Source organism: Anaerobacillus sp. MEB173, assembly GCF_052119505.1.
GTDB lineage: Bacteria > Bacillota > Bacilli > Bacillales > JBJMAU01 > JBJMAU01.
Genome location: NZ_JBJMAU010000011.1, coordinates 51505 through 71361 on the forward strand (window position 1 = coordinate 51505; position 19857 = coordinate 71361).

The 19857-nt window shown below is 39.4% G+C and carries 18 protein-coding genes and 1 riboswitch; of the genes, 2 read left to right on the top strand and 16 right to left on the bottom strand.

What is annotated here, in order from left to right:
* Positions 1 to 3: 3 nt before the first annotated feature.
* The 13 genes from ACJ2A9_RS17820 to ACJ2A9_RS17880 form a co-directional block, all read right to left on the bottom strand.
* Positions 4 to 708, bottom strand: coding sequence for an amino acid ABC transporter permease (locus ACJ2A9_RS17820; RefSeq protein WP_441423061.1), 705 nt, complete (start codon positions 706 to 708; stop codon positions 4 to 6).
* The gene (locus tag ACJ2A9_RS17825; protein WP_441423035.1) at positions 692 to 1519 is read right to left on the bottom strand and encodes an amino acid ABC transporter substrate-binding protein; all 828 of its coding nucleotides are present in this window, start codon (positions 1517 to 1519) and stop codon (positions 692 to 694) included. The genes ACJ2A9_RS17820 and ACJ2A9_RS17825 overlap by 17 nt, the downstream gene beginning before the upstream one ends.
* 597 nt (positions 1520 to 2116) lie before the next feature.
* A complete protein-coding gene (locus tag ACJ2A9_RS17830; RefSeq protein ID WP_441423036.1) occupies positions 2117 to 2650 on the bottom strand; it encodes a chromate transporter in 534 nt (177 codons plus the stop codon).
* Positions 2647 to 3213 carry a chromate transporter gene (locus ACJ2A9_RS17835; protein WP_441423062.1) on the bottom strand — a complete coding sequence of 189 codons (567 nt, stop codon included), beginning with the start codon at positions 3211 to 3213 and terminating at the stop codon, positions 2647 to 2649. The genes ACJ2A9_RS17830 and ACJ2A9_RS17835 overlap by 4 nt, the downstream gene beginning before the upstream one ends.
* Before the next feature lie 29 nt (positions 3214 to 3242).
* Complete coding sequence (ggt, locus tag ACJ2A9_RS17840; RefSeq protein ID WP_441423037.1) at positions 3243 to 4892, bottom strand: gamma-glutamyltransferase; 1650 nt, start codon at positions 4890 to 4892, stop codon at positions 3243 to 3245.
* A 90-nt stretch (positions 4893 to 4982) separates the two neighbouring features.
* Positions 4983 to 5459 (bottom strand): Lrp/AsnC family transcriptional regulator, encoded by a 477-nt coding sequence (locus tag ACJ2A9_RS17845; RefSeq protein WP_441423038.1) that lies wholly within the window; start codon positions 5457 to 5459, stop codon positions 4983 to 4985.
* A 54-nt stretch (positions 5460 to 5513) separates the two neighbouring features.
* Positions 5514 to 7031: a tripartite tricarboxylate transporter permease gene (locus ACJ2A9_RS17850; protein ID WP_441423039.1), complete on the bottom strand. Its 1518-nt coding sequence runs from the start codon at positions 7029 to 7031 to the stop codon at positions 5514 to 5516.
* A gap of 19 nt (positions 7032 to 7050) precedes the next feature.
* Positions 7051 to 7503, bottom strand: coding sequence for a tripartite tricarboxylate transporter TctB family protein (locus tag ACJ2A9_RS17855; protein ID WP_441423040.1), 453 nt, complete (start codon positions 7501 to 7503; stop codon positions 7051 to 7053).
* Positions 7504 to 7535: 32 nt separating this feature from the next.
* Positions 7536 to 8549, bottom strand: a complete 1014-nt coding sequence (locus ACJ2A9_RS17860) for a Bug family tripartite tricarboxylate transporter substrate binding protein (protein ID WP_441423041.1) — start codon at positions 8547 to 8549, stop codon at positions 7536 to 7538.
* A 131-nt stretch (positions 8550 to 8680) separates the two neighbouring features.
* Complete coding sequence (locus ACJ2A9_RS17865) at positions 8681 to 8845, bottom strand: hypothetical protein (RefSeq protein WP_441423042.1); 165 nt, start codon at positions 8843 to 8845, stop codon at positions 8681 to 8683.
* 262 nt (positions 8846 to 9107) lie between these two features.
* Entirely contained in the window at positions 9108 to 9794 is a 687-nt protein-coding gene (locus ACJ2A9_RS17870; protein WP_441423043.1) for an N-acetylmuramoyl-L-alanine amidase family protein, read from the bottom strand.
* Positions 9795 to 10316: 522 nt separating this feature from the next.
* Complete coding sequence (locus tag ACJ2A9_RS17875) at positions 10317 to 10541, bottom strand: S-layer homology domain-containing protein (protein WP_441423044.1); 225 nt, start codon at positions 10539 to 10541, stop codon at positions 10317 to 10319.
* A gap of 34 nt (positions 10542 to 10575) precedes the next feature.
* Positions 10576 to 13317: a leucine-rich repeat domain-containing protein gene (locus ACJ2A9_RS17880; RefSeq protein WP_441423045.1), complete on the bottom strand. Its 2742-nt coding sequence runs from the start codon at positions 13315 to 13317 to the stop codon at positions 10576 to 10578.
* A 1349-nt stretch (positions 13318 to 14666) separates the two neighbouring features.
* Between ACJ2A9_RS17880 and ACJ2A9_RS17885 the strand changes: the two genes are divergently transcribed.
* Together ACJ2A9_RS17885 and ACJ2A9_RS17890 are read left to right on the top strand one after the other, a co-directional pair.
* Entirely contained in the window at positions 14667 to 15650 is a 984-nt protein-coding gene (locus ACJ2A9_RS17885; protein ID WP_441423046.1) for a hypothetical protein, read from the top strand.
* A 275-nt stretch (positions 15651 to 15925) separates the two neighbouring features.
* A complete protein-coding gene (locus ACJ2A9_RS17890; protein ID WP_441423047.1) occupies positions 15926 to 16405 on the top strand; it encodes a hypothetical protein in 480 nt (159 codons plus the stop codon).
* Positions 16406 to 16716: 311 nt separating this feature from the next.
* Here the strand turns inward: ACJ2A9_RS17890 and ACJ2A9_RS17895 are convergent, their stop codons facing one another.
* The 3 genes from ACJ2A9_RS17895 to ACJ2A9_RS17905 all read right to left on the bottom strand — a co-directional run bounded on the left by ACJ2A9_RS17895 (position 16717) and on the right by ACJ2A9_RS17905 (position 19693).
* The gene (locus ACJ2A9_RS17895) at positions 16717 to 17022 is read right to left on the bottom strand and encodes an STAS domain-containing protein (protein WP_441423048.1); all 306 of its coding nucleotides are present in this window, start codon (positions 17020 to 17022) and stop codon (positions 16717 to 16719) included.
* 14 nt (positions 17023 to 17036) lie between these two features.
* Positions 17037 to 18788, bottom strand: a complete 1752-nt coding sequence (locus tag ACJ2A9_RS17900; protein WP_441423049.1) for a methyl-accepting chemotaxis protein — start codon at positions 18786 to 18788, stop codon at positions 17037 to 17039.
* Positions 18789 to 19013: 225 nt separating this feature from the next.
* Positions 19014 to 19103: riboswitch (cyclic di-GMP riboswitch) on the bottom strand.
* A 104-nt stretch (positions 19104 to 19207) separates the two neighbouring features.
* On the bottom strand, positions 19208 to 19693 hold the full coding sequence (locus ACJ2A9_RS17905) for a hypothetical protein (RefSeq protein ID WP_441423050.1): 486 nt from the start codon (positions 19691 to 19693) through the stop codon (positions 19208 to 19210).
* Between the last annotated feature and the right edge of the window lie 164 nt (positions 19694 to 19857).

Consider the following 19857-nt stretch of genomic DNA (forward strand, 5'->3'; position numbering starts at 1 on the left):
TCCCTACTTCGCCACATACCGATCCAAGCGCTTTTCAATGGCGACTTGCACTAACGATAATAGAAAACATATTACCCAATAGATAAGCGCCGCTTCGATATACAACAATAAAAAGTCATAGGTTCGTGCGGCAATTTCCTGGGCCTTGCGGAATAACTCCGCTACGAGCACCAATGAAGCAAGCGATGTATCTTTTACCAAACTAATGAAAGTATTCGATAAGGGTGGTACCGAAACCCGTGCCGATTGTGGCAGAATAATCCTTCTGAGCGCCATCCTCCTTGTCATGCCAATTGTATAGGCAGCTTCCCACTGTCCTTTTGGGATCGAGAGGATTGAAGCCCGGATAATTTCTGAAGCGTAAGCCCCAACATTTAAAATAAAGGCAATCGCAGCACTTGGAAACGGGTCAATATTCAGGCCAATATTTGGCAGACCATAAAAAATAATAAATAATTGCACAAGCAATGGTGTTCCACGAATTGCCGATACATAAATAACCGCTGGCATTCGAATGAAGCGCGATTTTGATAAGCGCATCATCGCAGTAAGTAAGGCAAGAATTAATCCCCCTGCGAACGATATTAATGTTAATGGAATCGTATATTGAATCGCCCCTAATAGCATAGGAAGAAGGGAATTAATAAATAATTCCCATCCCTCCATTCCTGCCGTGATCGTATAAATGATATTACTTTTTAGAAACATCTTCACCAAACCATTCTTCAGAAATCCGTGTTAATGTGCCATCTTCTTTCATCGCGTTTAATTGTTCGTTGATTGCATCGATCAGCTCTTGATTTCCTTTGTTAAAAGTAAACGCCATTTCCGTCATCTCGTCGGACTCAGCGACAATGTGAATTTCTTGATCGTCACGTCGTTTGATATAATCTAACACAGCTAATTTATCATTAACCGTTGCTTCAGCACGGCCTTGTTTGATCAGCTCGATCGATTGCGCAAGTCCCTCAACCCCAACAAGTTCAGCGCCATTATCTTCAGCAATCTTCCCATAATTACTTGTTAAGGATTGCGCCGATTTTCTCCCTGATAAATCTTCAAAAGACGTAATCCCCTCGCTGTCTTTTGGTACAACAAGCACTGCCGTTGAGTATGTATACGGTTCAGAGAAATCATAGTTTTCCTTACGATCTTCATTAATTCCTACTTGATTAGCGATCAAATGAAATCGTTCCGCATTCAAGCCAGCAAACATCGAATCCCATTGGGTTTCCTTAAACTCGACCTCTAAATCCATCCGCTTCGCCACTTCTTTGATCACTTCAACATCATAACCAGTCAAGACATCCTCTTCATTGTGAAAAGTAAATGGCGCATATGTCCCCTCTGTTCCCACATAGAGAACGCCATTTTCTTTGATTTCATCATACAAAGTCGTTTCCTTCGTCTCTTCCTTCTCCTGCTCTTTCTCTTTATTCTCTTCTTCCTCTGGTGTCGCACAAGCTGCTAATGAAAATAATAAGACCAACGTAATTAAACCTAAAAATAATTTCTTCAATTTCTTACCCTCCAAATCTTTTCTTGTATTATTCGCACGATTTTCCATTCCCATTCACTTTGGTTTGTGTTCAGAAATGAACATAGAACAAACCTGTGATAAACTTTATGAATTGCTCGAGAATTAATAATGATACCTTTTCCTTCAAATAGTAGACAGAGGAATATAGCTTAGAGACGACTAGAACATTGTAGCAAGTTAGCAACAGAAAATCTATGAAAATACAAAAGAAGAGCTAAATCATTCAACTCTCCTTTTCTTTATAATATAATTTTATGACCCTTGGCATCTAATCCTACTCCCCACACAATTAAACGGACATCAGAGCCCCTATTTTTAATAAAATACTAGATTTTCACCTGTTCGCGGACATATGGTACGCTATTTGCTGAATTCCCAACAAATAATCAGTCTTTTAAACAAAATAACGTACCATATGTCCGCCAAACCTCTCAAAACAGCATTTTTGTCACAAATAACGTACCATATGTCCGCCAAACACGAATCAGCTTTTCCTGTTCAATAGGTGGCCATATGTTCAGTACAGGTACCGTAAAAAGACAAATCCCAGTGGTATCCATACCATACCGTGATTACTTAACTCAACAAGATCGCCCCATAACCGAGACCACCGACAATGACAAACGCCGGGTGAACCTTCCACTTTTCTAGCATGAGGTAAGCAACGACAACGAGAAATAACGTATGCCAGACGCCGGAACCGTTATAAGAACTTTCAAAAAAGCGAAATGCCAATACGCCGAGCAGGATAGCAATCGTCGGGCGGATGATAGCCGTCAAACTTTTTACTTTCGGTGAATCTTTAAATTTATAAAGGATACCAAGTAAAACGATCATTAATAATAGCGATGGCACAACCGTTGCAAAAACAGCAACAAAGGCGCCAATTCCACCTGCAACATCATAGCCGATATAACCAGCCATCTTTGTCGCAATTGGACCAGGTAACGCATTACCTAGTGCTAACACTTCACTAAACTCCTCGACTGTCATCCAACCGTAACGGTGAACAACTTCATATTCAATCAGTGGAATTGAAGCCGGCCCACCGCCGTAACCGACAATTCCCGGGATAAAAAAGGCAATAAAAAGCTGAATGTACTCACTCAAACCGTCTCCCTCCCTTTTTCCTCTTTATTACGGTCAACTTTTTTCACCGGCTTACACAGTACAAATAGAAGCAAAGCAGCAATGACAAGTCCCGGGTGAACGCCGAGTCCTTCAATCAGTAAAAAGCTAGTGACTAAAAAGAATACACTTTTGCCGATTCCAAGTCCTTCCGTTGATTTCTGAAAAAACTGCCATGTTAAAATCGCCATCATTACGCCGACAATCGGAACGACGCCTTTTGTCATTCCAGCGACCCACGGTTGATCCTTATACGTGGAAAGCGATGTGAGTAAGACGATCATTAAGAGGATCGTCGGAGCAATCGAGGCGATGACCGCATTGATCATACCAAGCCAACCTCCAACACGGTAGCCGATGTAGCCTGCCATTTTTGTCGCAATTGGCCCTGGTAATGTATTCCCCAATGCTAAAATATCGCTAAACTCATCATCATCCATCCATTTAAATATTTGCACAACCTCTTTATGTACAAGAGGAATCGCCGAAGGCCCACCGCCAAAGCCGAGCATTCCCGATCTAAAAAAAGCGATAAAAAGCTCCATCTGAACCTTCACTTTCGTCCCCTCCTTTCTTAAAACCCGAGCGCTGCTCCATCACCACGCGGATCAGCACCACTATATTTCACCTTACTGTTTGAATCAATTTTAATCGCTCCAGCATGACCCATCACATCAGTAAAATCAGCAACAACCTCGACCGGGTGCCCTTTTTTCTGAAGCTCAGCAATGACGCCTGCTGGAATTCGCCCTTCAAGCTTTAAGTTGTTTGAGCTCGCACCCCACGTGCGTCCGTATAACCAGCGTGGTGCTTCTATCGCTGCTTGGACGTCGTACTGATAATCAATGATTCTCGTTACAAGTGCCGCTTGTGTTTGCGGCTGTCCTTCCCCGCCCATCGTTCCATAAACGAGATATGGCTCTCCACCATTGCATAGCAGTGCCGGGTTTAACGTGTGGAATGTTCGCTTATTCGGTGCTAAACAATTGATATTCGTTGGATCGAGCGAAAAGAAGCTACCGCGGTTTTGTAACAGAACCCCAGTGTCTTTGGCAACAATGCCCGAACCGAAATCATGATAAATGCTTTGAATAAAGGAAACGGCATTTCCATCCTTATCAACGACACCAAACCAAACGGTATCACCTTTTGGATCGAGCTGTTTCTCCATGCTCGTTGTCACATCAAATTTAATCCGCTTTGCATGCTCCTGACCACGTACTTTCGACAGCAACTCATCCATGGGAATAGTAACAAAATCAGGGTCTGTCAGCCACTCGTCACGGTCAGCAAAGGCCAGTTTCGTCGCCTCAATTAGAAGGTGATAGTAATCCGCCGACCCTTCCTCAATCGCACTGACATCAAAATTGTCGAGAATGTTTAAGATCGACAGCGACGCCATTCCTTGTGTATTTGGAGGTAGATTATAGACTTGATAGCCGCGATAGTTGACAGAAAGCGGCTCAACCCAGTCCGAGCGATGACCCGCGAAATCCTCCCTCGTTAACAGGCCGCCGTTTGCTTGCAGCTCAGCCGTTATCTTTTCAGCAAGCGCACCTTCATAAAAGAAGCTCGCCCCTTCCTTAGCAATCCCCTCAAGTGTTACCGCTAAATCCGGCTGCTTCATCAGCTCCCCCGCCCGATAAGCGGTGCCATTCGCTTTTAAAAACACTTTGCGAAACTCATCAAACCGTTGCAAATAGCGGAAATCCTGATCCTGCTCATTCAAATTGACATTCGTCCAATGCTCTTGACTCGGTGTAACCGGATAACCATCTTTCGCATAACCGATCGCCGCCTGCAGCAGCTCGCTCCACTGATAGCGATTGCCTAAGTTCTGCTCACTGTACTGATACGCCTCCTCCCAGCCACGAACCGCACCAGGAACAGTATTTGCCGCTAAATACCCACGAGCCGGAATCTTCTGAAAACCCTTCTCCTTATAGTAATCAATCGTCGCCTTTTCTCCGGCACGACCACTACTATTTAACGCCTTCACCTCTTTCTCTTTCGCATTGTAAATGAGCCAAAAGTTATCACCACCAATCCCATTCATATGTGGATAAACAACAGCAATCGTTGAAGCTGCGGCAATCGCCGCCTCAATTGCATTTCCGCCATTTTGCAACACATTCATCCCCGCTTGCGACGCCAAATAATGCGGCGTTGTGATCGCTCCATTTGGCCCCATCGTCGTCGGGCGGTACGCTTGATTTTTATTCATCTAAACCCTCTCCTCACTTCGATTTGTACAGGTAGTAAACGGCATAAACCATTCTTTTTTTTATAAAAAAAACCTGTCGCATTCCATTTACTAGAGCTTCATCCCCATTCGACTTTTATACCGTTTAATGAGCATTTGACAATCAACACTTTCGATTCCTTCCAGGGCGTAAAGATTTTCAATCAGAAAACGCTCCATCTCTTGATCGTTTTTGAAGATGCCGTGCATGTGGAGTTTGCTCGGGCCAGTCATATGGTACAAGCTCGTGACCGCCGGTTCATGAACTAAATGGTTGGCGACCGCCTCCAAATATTTCGGCTTCACATCAACGTTGAAAAAGGCGGAGACGTAAAGCCCGATTTTTCCCGGGTTAATGACGGTCGTAAATTTTTCAATCACGCCGAGCTCGATTAAGTTATGAATCCTCATTTGTACGGCGACCCGTGACAATTCAACTTTTTTTCCTAACTCTGTGTAAGAAATTCGACTATTCTCATGTAAATTAGAGAGAATCTCTCGGTCAATCTCATCAATCGTAATGTTCGGAATTTGATAATCGGTAGGCATGACTGGACCTCCTCTACATAATCATTCGCGGAACGTTCGTGAAATCCTCTCTCGTCACGACGCCTGCTTGATCTCTGGTGCTACGGTTCCTTTTTTCTTTTGGCGCATTGTGAAAATAATTGAGCTGACAGCTAGCAATAAGAATAATAATGAAATTGGACGGGTAAGGAATGTGCTAACCGACGGACTTAATTGAAACGCTCGGATCATTTCCGCTTCAAGCGTCGGGCCGAGGATCAGCCCTAAGATGACTGGTCCGAGCGGCACATCGGCTTTGACGAGCAAAAAGCCAATTAAACCGAAGACAAAGACAATCCAAATATCAAATGGGCGGTTATTTAACGCGAACGCCCCGACGGTACTAAAGACGAGAATGCTTGGGATGAGCAGTGATTTCGGAATTAATGTCATTCGGATTAACACTGGCAGCAGTAACGTTTGTACAAGCAGGATAAACACTGCACTGACAATAATCGCAATATAAATCGAGTTAACAAGCACTGGTTGTTGTGCAAATAGCCCTGGTCCTGGCGTGATCCCGTGTAAAATAAGGGCGCCAATCATCACCGCTTGGGCAACATCACCCGGGATTCCAAGTGTAATCGTCGGGATAAAGGCACCGCCGGCAACCGAGTTATTTGAGCTTTCAGCAGCGACGATCCCCCCAGGATGACCGTTGCCGTACTGCTCCTTTTTCTTCGCTGCTTTTTTGGCACGGTCATAACTTATGAAGTTCGCTGATTCAGCACCAGCAGCTGGCAGCGAACCAACAAAACAACCAATCATTGAGGAGCGCAGCACATTCCATCTTTCCTTAAAGACATCACGAAATACTTGGGCAAACGGGATGCGTACTTTCTTTTTTAACATTGACTTCTCTTCTGCCGAGTAAGCGATTTTGATTTCCTCGATATTTTTAAACAGCTGCGAAAAAGCAAACAAACCGATGAGTACTGGGATCGCTGATAACCCTGCGGTTAAACTGGCAAAACCAAAGTCAAAGCGGACAGCACCAGTCGGCGAGATACCGACTGTCCCAATGAGTAAGCCGACACAACCAGCGATGAGCCCTTTCATTAAGTTGCCGCCACTTAAGCCGGCAATGAGTGTTAGAGCAAAGACAACAAGAGCAAAAATTTCCCACGGTCCAAATTGCAGTGCCACTTTCGAAATAACCGGACCCAGAACAAAAAGGAGAATCGCCCCAATGACCGTACCCAACACTGAAGCAATAATCCCAATCCCAAGTGCCCGTGCTGGCTCTCCTCTTTTGGTCATTGGATAGCCATCAAATGTTGTCACGACCGATGAAGGCGTGCCCGGAATTCCAAGTAACACCCCGGAGATTAACCCGCCTGATAGACCGCCAATATAAATCCCGATCATTAAGGCCAACCCTTGAATCGGCTCCATCCCAAATGTAAAAGGAAAGGCCAATATGATCGCCATCGTAAATGTAAAACCTGGGATCGCTCCAGCAATAATGCCAAAAAATACACCCATCAAAATTAAAAATAACGTAAACGGCTGAACTACTTCTTGTGCCGCTAACAGTATCGCTGAAAGATCCATCTCACTTCATTCTCCTTTCTTAAGGCAAATAAATATTTAACACATTTTGAAAGACCCACTGGACTGAAAACGGAATAAGTAGTGCCAAGGCGACGTTTGCAACGAGCAGCTTTTTCGTTACCTGCCCTAAAATCGAAAAGGCAATGAGTAAAAAGGCAATTGTACTAATGAAGAAGCCGACAACGGTTAGTAAATAAATATAAATGAAGAGCAATCCGATCATTGAAAGGACACGCCAATGCTCGGCCATATACACTCGTACTCTCGTGAACAGGGCGATGCTATCTTTTTCTTCAAAAAAACTGCGGATGAAAACAGTGATGGCGAGCACCGACATAAGCGCCAGTATAATAGTGGGAAAAAGCGAGGGAGCAAAGGTTTGCATCCCTGTTTTTTCAGAAAAGCCTCTTGATTCAATAAAGAAGATTCCGGCGACAATTAAAACGACACCTGCGAATATACGATTGACCACAATCATCACCTCTGATTTTATTAAACATTTAATTAAAATTGCATTTTATCTGCTAATTGTTCCATTTGATCATCCAATTGTTTTAAATGTTGTTCATATTCCTCGGTCGACTTAAAATTCGGGAAGCTGCCAAGCTCTTCAATTCGTTTTTGCAGCTCCGGATCGGCAAGTGCTTTTTCAAAGGCATCATTAAGCACTTTGATTACTTCTGCCGGTGTTCCTTTTGGCGCTAATATCCCGCGGTCAACCGTTACAGCAAAATCAATTCCTTGTTCAATTAATGTCGGTACTTCTGGTAAAAACGGGTTTCTTTCATCAAAGACCATCCCTAACGGAACCATCGAGCCATCTTCAATATAGCCTTTTCCAGAAGCAAAATCACCGGTCATCCCTTCGACCTGTTTTGCAACGAGGGCGGCGTATTGTGGACCCGTTCCGTCATAATTGACATAATTTAATGAGCGTGGATCAACACCAGCGGCATCTAATAAGGCGGCAATCGTATAATGATCTTCAGAACCAGTTGTGAACGCCCACGTCATTTCGTTTCCACTTTTTACATAATCAACCAAGTCATTCATCGTCGTTATATTATGTGTTTCACTAAAATTCTTACTAACGGCTGGAATATGTGGTGTTGATGTCATCATCATCACCGGATCAAACGCATCAAACCCATAATCGACAATTCCAGTGTGATAAGCGGTTGCTGCCACCTGGTGAATCCCAAGGATCGTGTAACCATCAGGTTTAGCATCTTTTACATGTCGCGAACCGACCGTCGCCGTAGCTCCGGCCATATTCGTCGGCACAATGGTCTGTCCCAAATGCTCTTCTGCATAACTTGCCACAAGTCGGAATAAGACGTCGGTTCCTCCACCTGGCGGATACGGGATTACGAGTCGAACCGGTTGATTTGGAAAGTTCTCTCCTTCTGCACTCTCTTTCGTTGAAGCCGTTTCTGATGCGGCACCCCCACAAGCTGTCAGAAAACCTAACAATCCCATCAGCATACCGAAGATCAATAATTTGCGAATCTTTTTCATATTTCTCCACTCCTATTTCGTTATTAATTACTAAATCGTTAGAAAACAAGTGATAGCAGTAACGAATGTTAAGTAAATTCCTAATATTGCTTTCTTTTTGATAAATTCATTTAACCAGAATATGGTACCGATCAACTACAATTATGTGAGATATGTTGACGTGTTTTTTGCGGGACCTGGTACCGATATTCACGCTCAATTCCCGCCGCACCCGGTGCAGTCCTAACTCCAAGCCATTGCAATGACAGCAGTTCCAGACCAACCATAAATCGCTTGAACGGTGGTAATAGGACCACTACTGGAACTTCCAATTTTAACGATCATTACTCAGCAATTTTTACTCAATGCTAAACATACAAATGAATTAAAATGTAGAAAGAGCACATCTCAAAATGAATGTGCTCTTCTCCGGTCTTTTCGCGGTACCTGGTTACCGATTTCTTAAAAGTACCACTGTTGTTTAGTTTTTTGGTGTTGAGCTTGCTGTATTTGCTGATTGTCTGGCATTGTTTAAACTCCTTACAACCGCACTGGAGTATGTGCCCATACTTAAACGATTTACTCAACTTTTTCAACGACAATTCTTTTTGCTGTTTGCAGATGACGTTGGACGGCATTCAAGACATTTTGTTCTTCTTGGTATGCTCCTACTTGAACCCCATCTACAATGACGCGATGGAGAGCAGCCTGTGGTTTTCTTTTTAAATTAAATGCCCTTACTAGACCATTTACATGACCTTGAGCAACTCGTTGCCGCCAATTTGGATCTTTTAGCTTTGCGGCATCATTACCGTTATCAATAAATCCATTCTCTGTTAATAGTGCTGGCATGCTTGTCTCACGTAATACATGAAAATTAGCTTTCTTCTTTCCACGGTTAAATAGCCCGTTTACTTTTATAATCTCTTCATGCATGATGTTACGATATTGCGCTGTCTGAGAAGAATCTGATAAACTACTATGAATAAAATCTTCATATCCATTGGCAGTTCCATCAAATGAATTTATATGAATCGATAAATAATAATTAGCACCCCAGCTATTTGCTGCATCTGTACGTTCTTTTAAAGTAATTGTTGTATCGGTTGTCCTACTCATCTTTACATCTATATCTTGATATTCTTTTTGAAGGATATCTCGGATTCGAAGGGCAATATCCAAAGTGAGGTTCTTTTCCTGCAAACCATTTCCGATTGCACCAGGATCCGATCCGCCATGGCCCGGATCTAAAAATAGCTTAAACATCAATTTCACCCCTTTCTACTATAAAGATATTCATTTCAGTATAGTTGGTATAGACAAGTCTCTATACTTAATAGAACTTGGGATTAAAAATATCTTCTTCTAGTTTTCAAGACTCCTTGTACTCCGTCTATTAACCCATTGCTCGTGAAAACTTCCTGTAAAACAAGATTTTTCAGGTAATGACAGGTACAGAAATAAGACGTATGTAGGATATATATTTTACCAGTAAATGGTAATCGGCTTATAAACTGTTCGATTTGGCTTATAAACATCTGAAATTCGCTTATAAATCGTTAAAATTCGCTTATAAATCGTTGGTATCGGCCGATAAATGACTAGGACTTAGTTAATGATCCACTTAATTTTAGTAAAATGTGTTGGTTTTACATTAAATATTGGTGGTTACGCATCCTAATTACTGAAATACTCTCATACTGCTTAATAAATTGTGTTCATTCAGAAGAATTCAGCCAAAAAAAAGAGAATAATAGAGTTCATCTATTATTCTCACGTTTCCTTGCATTAATATATCTCAACAATCTTTGGCGCAGCGCCTCTTAACAATTGTGCACGGTATAGCAATGTTGCTGCTTCACCGTGTGTAACGACTGCATTTGGAGCAAACGTTGTCGGTGTTTTTCCTGTTGTAATTTTTGCGTTCACAAGTCCGGCAACGTAGCCTTCATACCACGAATTTATGTTCAGTACCAGGTACCGTAAAAAGACAAATCCCAGTAAAGTGTCCACGTACGGTACCGGTACTTGGAAAAAATAGTCCAAATTATTTAAAGCTAAAAGTCGTCACCTTATCTTGACCTTTGTTTTGCCCCGGACACTTACCATTCCCTAGACCTTTACTAATCCCCAGTCCTTTACCATGCTCTATGCCTTTACCATTCCTCGGATCGTTACCATTCGCCAAACCTAGACCCTTACCATTCCCTTGGCCAATTTTAAAACATTCATCAATAGGTTCCTTCGTGTCAGGAAGAGGATTTGCATTACTTAATTCAAAGCTAGCATTATAGAAATCCTTACCGTTTACAAATGTCTGTGTTCCTTTATTAGAACTAATTTCAATTCTATCTATTTGCCATATGCCATTATATGCTTGCTCTGGTAACTTAAAGCTTCCAATCCAACCGCCTTCATTAATATTAATAAGGTCAAATTTATTAAATTTCGGATCATAGATAAAGTTATCAATTACATACTCTTGCCCAGCTGGACTAAGTATGTAAGCAGTAACCGTGTTGTTTACGTCATGCATAACATGTAGATTATGGAGTATTTCCGTCACATACCATTCTACTTCTTTACCAGCTTCATACACCACTTCACTTCTGAAGTTATATACCTGTATTGGGATCAACGGCTCTTCTTCTGAATCAATGAACCCATCCTTATATAACGAATACAAAAAAATTTCATCACCATAAGGGTCTCCTGTTTTATTAGCAAACTCTAATAACTTTTCATGGGTAACTACATCAACATAAGGAGGGAGCCCATACCTGTATTTTTCTATAAAGTCATTAATCAGCAGATACCCCTCACCAGGTAGTGTAATATAATGATCTTTAAATATCAGCGTTGATAACGTCGACCTTACCCATTCATCAGCTTCAAGCGATGGCATATAAAATTGATGTGAAAAATCTTTATTTTCAAGGAATTTATTAAAAGTAAACTTATTCTTACCATTAGAAAAAACAACCTCTTTAAACAACCAATACCCCTCATCAATATCATCTGGCAAATCAAATTCCACAACGTAAAAGTGATCCCATTGATTCGAAATATCCCCATCTAGTATGAGCTTCTGACTATTTTCTCCTTCCAGTTCAATCGTAACTTCTAGTTGATCTTTTTTCTGACTTAATAAATTTATATCCATAACTCCTATATTTATTTTAAAGTTTGTTCGATTCCCTAACGCATTAAAATATGAAAGGGCAGCCCAAGTAATTAGATCCTTTTGTTCATTATTAATAAACAGACTCTTATCGATTGAATGCGGTAAATGCTCACCGGAAATCGCATCTTGAAAACCATCTATATCTTCAAAATATATATATTCAACTTCCCAAATTCCATGTTCATGATTTTCATCCACGGTAAAAGAACCGATCCATAGCCCCTGTTCTTCATCATAAGCTAAAGGAACATGTTGCCTATGCCAAGAAATGTTAGATGTAGGTGATTTTAATAAAAGCTCAGCGTAACGAGGATTTGAAATCATGTCAGTGAACTCCACCTTTATTGTGACATTATCCCCTACACTTGCTTCTCTTACACTCATTTCTAGGCTATCTATTAAAATTGGTATCTCTTCATTCTGAGAGTGATAAATGACTCTAACTCCTAGACTCTGTAAGTGCTCAATAATACTGGCTGTGGTTTTATCTAACAAATTAAGGTTGTTATAAAGAATATTAAACTGTAACGTATCTCCCTTTCCTCTAACACTAAGATCTATCCCCTTCTCAACATTCACCAATAATGGATCAATATTATCAATCAAATTATTACTGGCATCTAGCCAGACAAGATTTTCAAGTTGACCAATTGCCGTAATATCCTTAATACGATTATTCGATATATTTAGTTGAGTTAATCTAGTTAATCCAGCTAAATCTGAGATCGTATTAATACTGTTATTTTCCAGTAGAAGTGAATCCAGCTCATTTAAATTACTTAGTGGTGCTAGATTGTTTACCTTATTATTACCGAGTGCAAGATATCTAAGATTCGTAAGTTGAGTTAACGGGGTTATGTCTTCTATTTTGTTGTTTGGTATAATCAATTGTGTTAGGTTTTTTACATTTTCCAGTGGACTAAGATCACTAATTTGATTATGGGCTAGACCCAAGTGGTATAGGTTCGTCATTTTACCTATTGGTGTAATATCTGAGATTTGATTCTCGGCTAATTCCAGATATGTTAGTTTAGGAATAGCACTTATAGGTGTAATATCAGTAATTAAATTATTCATCAAATATAATGTACTTAGATTTGTCATTCTTTCTAAAGGTCTAAGATCACTAATCTTATTATGAGCAAGATTAATCTCAAATAGATTTACTAGATTACTAAGAGGCGATAGATCAGAAATATGATTATTAACGAGGAATAGCGAATTCAAATTTGTAGCATGTTCTATGCCACTTAAATCAGAAATCTCTTTATTATTTGCACTTAACGTGGATAAAAACTTCATGTCGTTAACCGTAATCTTCCTATCCGTTATACCAAGTTGATCCTTTATCGCTTGCTCTAAGTTTTTATCACCAAAAACCACTACATCTTTAAGATTCTCTTCATCGTCATTGTCATTAGGCGTTTTATCGTAATAAATCTGTATCCCTTCATTTTTCTTATATAAATTTTCTATAGGGCTGATATCAGCTATTTGGTTATCACCAATATCTGTTTCCCCTACCGCCTGCATGCTTGTTAATGGATATAAAAGTGTAAAAATTAAAGCAAATACTACTATTTTTGAAATAGTCTTTTCCCTCAAATCACTCTTCCTTTCTATACCTTTATTTCTTATTTTTACCATATCATATAGTAGATTCGAAAAATACTTCCAATATATGTAATAGTTAGTCTGTAATAAAATAAAAATAGTAGACTCGTAGTTATCGAAACTGAGGACGTTACAGCTGCTTTTCAAAAAATGAATTTCAACCATTTACCATTCCCAGTCGGTTTGTACATCAGACTTTATTTCCTGATCTTTCTCGTAAATTGTTTTTGTAAGCTGCGGCTTGAACCGCAATTCAATCATTCATGCAAATTATCAGAGGAGTCAAGCAGAATACCGTTTGTAAGCCTATTGCTTATTTTTATGGGATAACAAATTTGGAGAGGTTTATGTCAGGGAGTTAGCTGAGATGTGATATGGCGATGGAGTCGTATCTGATACTTGGGTTGAGTAGGTCCCGAAATCAATGAGACACATTTAAATTAATTTCTATAACAATGTACCAGAAACACACAAAGAGATATAAAAGAGAACAGGAGTCTGATGGACCCCCTCCTTCAAGAAAATAATTTAAAAATTCATGTTCCCTATGGTGCAATTGCGTGTGCCACCCTGTATAAGCTCGATTAAATATTTGTTTTGTAATGCTATGGATTCACCGGGGGCACGTTGAATAAAATTTGCAGTGTTAAGTTCGTTCACGTTGACACTAGATTAGACTGAATAACAATATCTGAAATGTGAGCATTTTCAACTTTTTATATCGTCCCATGGTGTGAAATAACTTAGCTCCTCAAATGTGTACTTCTGTTTTTCCAGCAATCTCCCTCTCATAACGCTTCCCGAATTCCTAAATTACAAAAAAGTGATCAACCAAAAATTCACCCTGCAATTAGACGGACACCAGATCCCCTATTTTCAGTAAAATACTAGATTTTCAACCCTTCGCGGACATATGGTACGCTATTTGCTGAATTCCCAACAAATAATCAGTCTTTTAAACAAAATAACGTACCATATGTCCGCCAACCCACTCAAAACTGCCTTTTTGTCACAAATAACGTACCTCATGTCCGCGAACCCAAATTCTCCTGCCCATCGACTATCTCTCAAGATAACAAAATACCCCATACCTGCCCTATCATTAGTCACTCACAATCTAGTAATCCCCCTGTTTTCCCGAACCGCCTATAGCATGATCCGCTTTTGGAAAACCACGCAACCTTCTTTTCTTTGAAAAAAACATTCTGCTTCCCGTTTACTCCTGCCACCACATCTGTTTCACCCTTAAGCACCAATCCGGATCACCACAAAAAAATCTCAAAAACTAAGCACCTTTTCCACATTGATTCGCTATATACACAGTAAAGGAGTGGTTCATTATGATCAAAAACGGTTCAATCGAAAATTTCGCTGCGTACTCACAGTTTCACAGTGTCAACGAATTCAATGCTCATATCGAATTATGGCTTAACCAGCATGGAAATCAATTCTCAAAAGGAGAGCACATCGGTCTTCAACGACTGCTGCGTTACTCCGTCAAAATCATTGGTGTCGCCAATGTCAAAATCGCCACCGCGCTAAAGGTCATTCACGAAGAATACTACGGCAACGGTATTTCCCGCTCAACCTTCAAACGAATGATCGCCAAAGCAAAGTACCTTGGCATACTTGAAGTCATTGAGCTCAAACGTGAAAGCGGCGGCCAATCAAGTAACCTCTACGTCTTTCAACGCTTTCCAAAATCAATGACCCAGAATGAACTGCCGCACAACAATGACTTTGCAGACAAAAACGCTAACCTTGAACCACCGACTGATAAAGCACTTCCACCAGTACATAATCCAGACATTCAGGAACATCATGAAACACTGCCAAACGCTCAACTCGAACCACCCAACGACGAACAATTGAACCACCATAAAACTACTTTATCTTTGAAAACTACTAATAATAAAAAGATAACTAAACGTAACCAAACGCCATGTCATAACAATCACACGATTGACCTACACATCAATGAACATCCTCTTGATCATTCATACACAAGCGAGCGAGTACCACATTCATTCAAAAACCTAATGAAATCCTTCTGTGACCATTATGACAAAATCGAGGAATATTGGAGCATGGTCCAAGTAGCCGCCTACAAAAACAATTACGACAATGACGGAGAACTAATGACCGATATTGCCATCCAATCATTCAAGCAAATGATTCGTGGCGTAAAGAAGAAAACGATCCGCAGGCCTATTGCCTATTTTTACGGGATACTGATGAAGAAGTTTGAGGAGGTTTATGTTAAGGAGTTGAGTGATAGTGACTTTGGAGAAGGGTGTGCAGCTGGTACGTGGCTCGAGCGATGAATTTACCTTTTTCAGGTTTGAAGAGTAAATCCTGTTAAAGCAGATAACAGGCATCGGTTCACTCCACTTTTGCAATTATTTTTGTATATTAACCCAATGCTCTTACACATTTGCTTTAAATACTTAGTTACAAAAATAGAGGTATGCACCACAAACATCTTTTTTATTAACTAACTTTTTCACGGTATATATATTTTTAATATTGTTCGTTATAAAATATTATGATAAACTTTATAACGAACAATATTTATTAATTAGAATAGGAGATGGTTTGTTTGAAAAAGAGAAGACTAGTCATGTTTTTAGTAATTACGTTTGCTTTGACTTTTGCTTTAGCTACTGTAGTTGCAGCAAAATCACATGGACCTGATGTATCGAAAGAGCTTGCCGATGTACGAAAAGCAACAGTAAAATATCAGGATATTCAAGTTGCCTTTGATGATGGGTATGCAACAGATTACCACGTAGTCCCTAATATGGGCATTCACCTGGTAAGAGAAGATTTGCTATTTGATGATGGTAAGCTTGACCTACTAACCCCCGAAGTTCTTGTTTATGAACCTAAGAAAAATGGTGGTTATAAACTAGTAGCTGTTGAATACATGACTGTTGGTGGAGAGCGTCCATCATTATTTGGTCAACAATTCGATGACGGCCCTTTCGGTGGCTCCTTTGCTTTACATGCTTGGGTATGGCAAGCAAATCATGATGGAATGTTTGAAGCATTTAATCCCAATGTAGCAAATGCAGAATAATAATTCGTATCATTTATAAGATAAAAGTAACGCACTACCGCACCGGGGGACTTGAACCCATATTGTATTGTAATGGTAAAAGAAAGTGATGTATAATATAGTTATAAACAACGTAAAATGAAAAAAGACCAAGTGCTGCTAACACTTGGTCGACGCAACTACATGCCGCATGAAGAGCGGCTGACCGTTAGAAAAACTAAATCAATTACTAAAAAGAAGTAACTTATCCTATTCCATTGGTCGTGGGCAGGCGGTTACTTCTTTTTATTTAGATAGACGACAATAGTTACAATACTTTACCGCACTGGGAGTCAGGAACCCATATCTATAATTTTGTTTAAACGTGTACGTTCAAATAAAACCATTAATTGTGATGTTAGGTTTTTAACGGTAACATTTCCACCAGTAGACATTACTCGTTTTCTTATCGTAACAATTACTCCTAGGAACGTACTATCAAGTTCTCTTACCTGATTAAAGTCAAAAACAAAACTCGTGTATCCCTTAATAATATATTCAATCAAATTTTCTCTTAATGCTGCAGCTTCTTTAGAGTAGATAGATCCATTTAAAGTTACAATCACTCTATTTTCTCGTATTTCTATATCTTGAGACACTCTTCATCTCCCCTTTATATTTTAAATTTATCCACCGTTTGTCTTAAGTGTTGAGCTAATTCGTTTGTCTCACTTGCTGTTGCTGCTACGGTTTCCATGGATGCTTTTGTTTCCTCAGATGATGTCGATGTTTCTTGAGCATTAACAGAGGTATTTTCTATACCTGTTGCAAGAGTATCAATCAGCTCTACAATTTTATCTGATGATGCAACTTCTTCACTTGTAACATTTGAAATACTCTTAATATCGCCAACAGTTTTGTCTACAGCTTGGAGTATTTCCTCTAATGAAACTCCACACTCACTAACGATTGATGAGCCTTTATCGACTTGTGATTTGCTATCTTTAATTGCCTGAACAGCATCACCTGTACTATTGGAAATTTGTAAAATTAATTCAGCAACCTTTGTTGCACCTTGACTAGACTGTTCAGCTAATTTCTTAACCTCATTTGCTACAACGGCAAAGCCTTTACCTGCTTCTCCAGCCCGAGCTGCCTCAATCGCAGCATTAAGTGCTAATAAATTAGTCTGCTCAGATATATTTGTAATCATTTCAGTAATTGTTTTTATCTCTTCTGTATACTCATCCAAAGTTTGAATAAAACGCTCTGTTTCATCGGTTGAAGATTTTATTCGTTCCATACACTTAATTGCTTCTTCAACTGTTTTCTTACCGTTATTGGCTGTTTCGTATGTAATTTTCGAATTGTCAGCAGATGAGAATGACTTTTCTTTAGCAATTTGAATCAATGATGAAAGCTCTAGTAATGTTGCAGAGACTTCTAACATTGTTTGATTGCCTTTTTCAGCGTCATTTGATGTTATCTGTCCATTTTTTGAAATAATGTTAATTGCATTTGTTATTTCCTCACTCGATGCAGCCATATAATCTGAAGATGAAGCAAGTGTTCTTGATGAACCTTCAACCTCACCTACAAGGCCTCTTAAGTTTTCAACCATTTGATTTAAACTCTCTGTTAGTTTTCCTACTTCATCTTTCGTTTTAACTGCAAGTGGTTTCCCAGTAAGATCACCGTTGGCAACATCCTCTAAACGTTTCGCAGCAGTAGAAATAGGTTTAACAATCATATTAGCAATAATGATTGCCGCTGTAATTGCAATAACAATTGCTGAAATTGAGATAATGATAAATATCCATTGTAATAATTGACCACTTTTGATTAACTCTTTTTCAAGTTCTACAATCTTTGCATCTTGCAAATCAAAGATATCCTGCCAGGCTTCAATGGCTTCAATCGCATAGACTGTACAAAATTCCTCCATTATATTAATCGTTTCTTCAAAGGAAGGCCTTTTAAATGTATGAGAATACTGGTTGGAATCACCATTGCCATATATACCATTATGATCATCTAAAACTGGAACAATATCATCAGTAATTAATGTTCTCCACCTTCTAGTATTTTCATCGGCCACTTCTATGGCATTGGAGTACTCAGGATCCTTACTGAACTCATCTAAAAGTTTTTCTTGTATGGCTATCGCATCTTCGGTCATATCTATAAATTCATTTAGATACTTTTCATCCCCGTATAAAACATAACCACGAGCTGTTACAACCCGATAAGTGACATTATGTTTCATTTCCTCTGCTTCTTTTAATAATGTATATTCTTCTTCTACCATATCCCTTACGTCTTTTGTATAATTTGAAATGCCAACATATCCAAATATACCCATAATCAATACAGTTACTACAACTAACCCAAACCCACTTAATATCTTCAATCTTAGACTTTTCATCCTTACAACTCCTATCCAAAAAATTATCTTAAAATGCTCGTGCGGCCTAAATTTAACCTCCCTTTTTTAGCTTCACATAAAAAAGCCCACCAAAAAGAATAGTGGACTTGTAAAGGTTAATATAGGTAGTATCCATTTTTAGCAAGAATGTCTAGTAGTTGCTTCAGGAATAAACCATAACTATATAGTAAATAAACAAAACTCTCACTTTACATACTAATCCTTTTCGGTAACCCGGCTACCATAGTAAACATTACTTACTTTAGGCCCGTGGCTTTGCGTCCCTAGCTTTTACTAGGTTTGCCATTTATCGTAGGAATCTCAATTTTCCATATATATCATCTCATAAAGATATATAAAAATAAAGTCAATCTTTTATCGTTTTTCGGTGAAACGTGGGGACAGGAACACTGGCCATATCAACAAAACAATTTAAAAAATTCATGTTCCCTATGGTGCAGTTGAGTATGCCATCCCGTATAAAGCTCGATTAAATATTTGTTCTCTAATGCAATGGTCTCACCAGGTGCGTGTTGAATATGATTTGCAGTGTTAAGCTCGATCACGTTTATAACTAGATTAGATTGAATAATAATATCAGCAATATGAGCATTTTCAATACTTTTTGAACTCGTATCGTCCATTGAAAAATTATATAGATTTTCACGAAGAACACGATCATACACATCCACAACACCGTGAATAAACTCTATATCATCGTATTTAATTAGGGCAAGCCCTTCCACATCTTTCACAATAAGAGTGTGGTTAACAAACAAAGTACATAAATGCCCATCTATATCTGTTTCAACCAAATCTTTTAAATTAATCGACCCTTTTTGAGAAATAAATGTATTTAGGTCCTCAAAGTTATACTTCTGCTTCTCCAGCAATCGCCCTCTCATTTCGCCTTCCCCACTCTCCTATGTACTGAAAACCTCTTACTTTCACGAAGTAACCTCTCTCATTAGTTTGAACGATAAACTAAAATGGTCATTAAAGGAGAAAAGTGCAATTGCATTCAAACCTGGTGCAATTCCATTGCATACTCGTGCAACCCCACACTCAA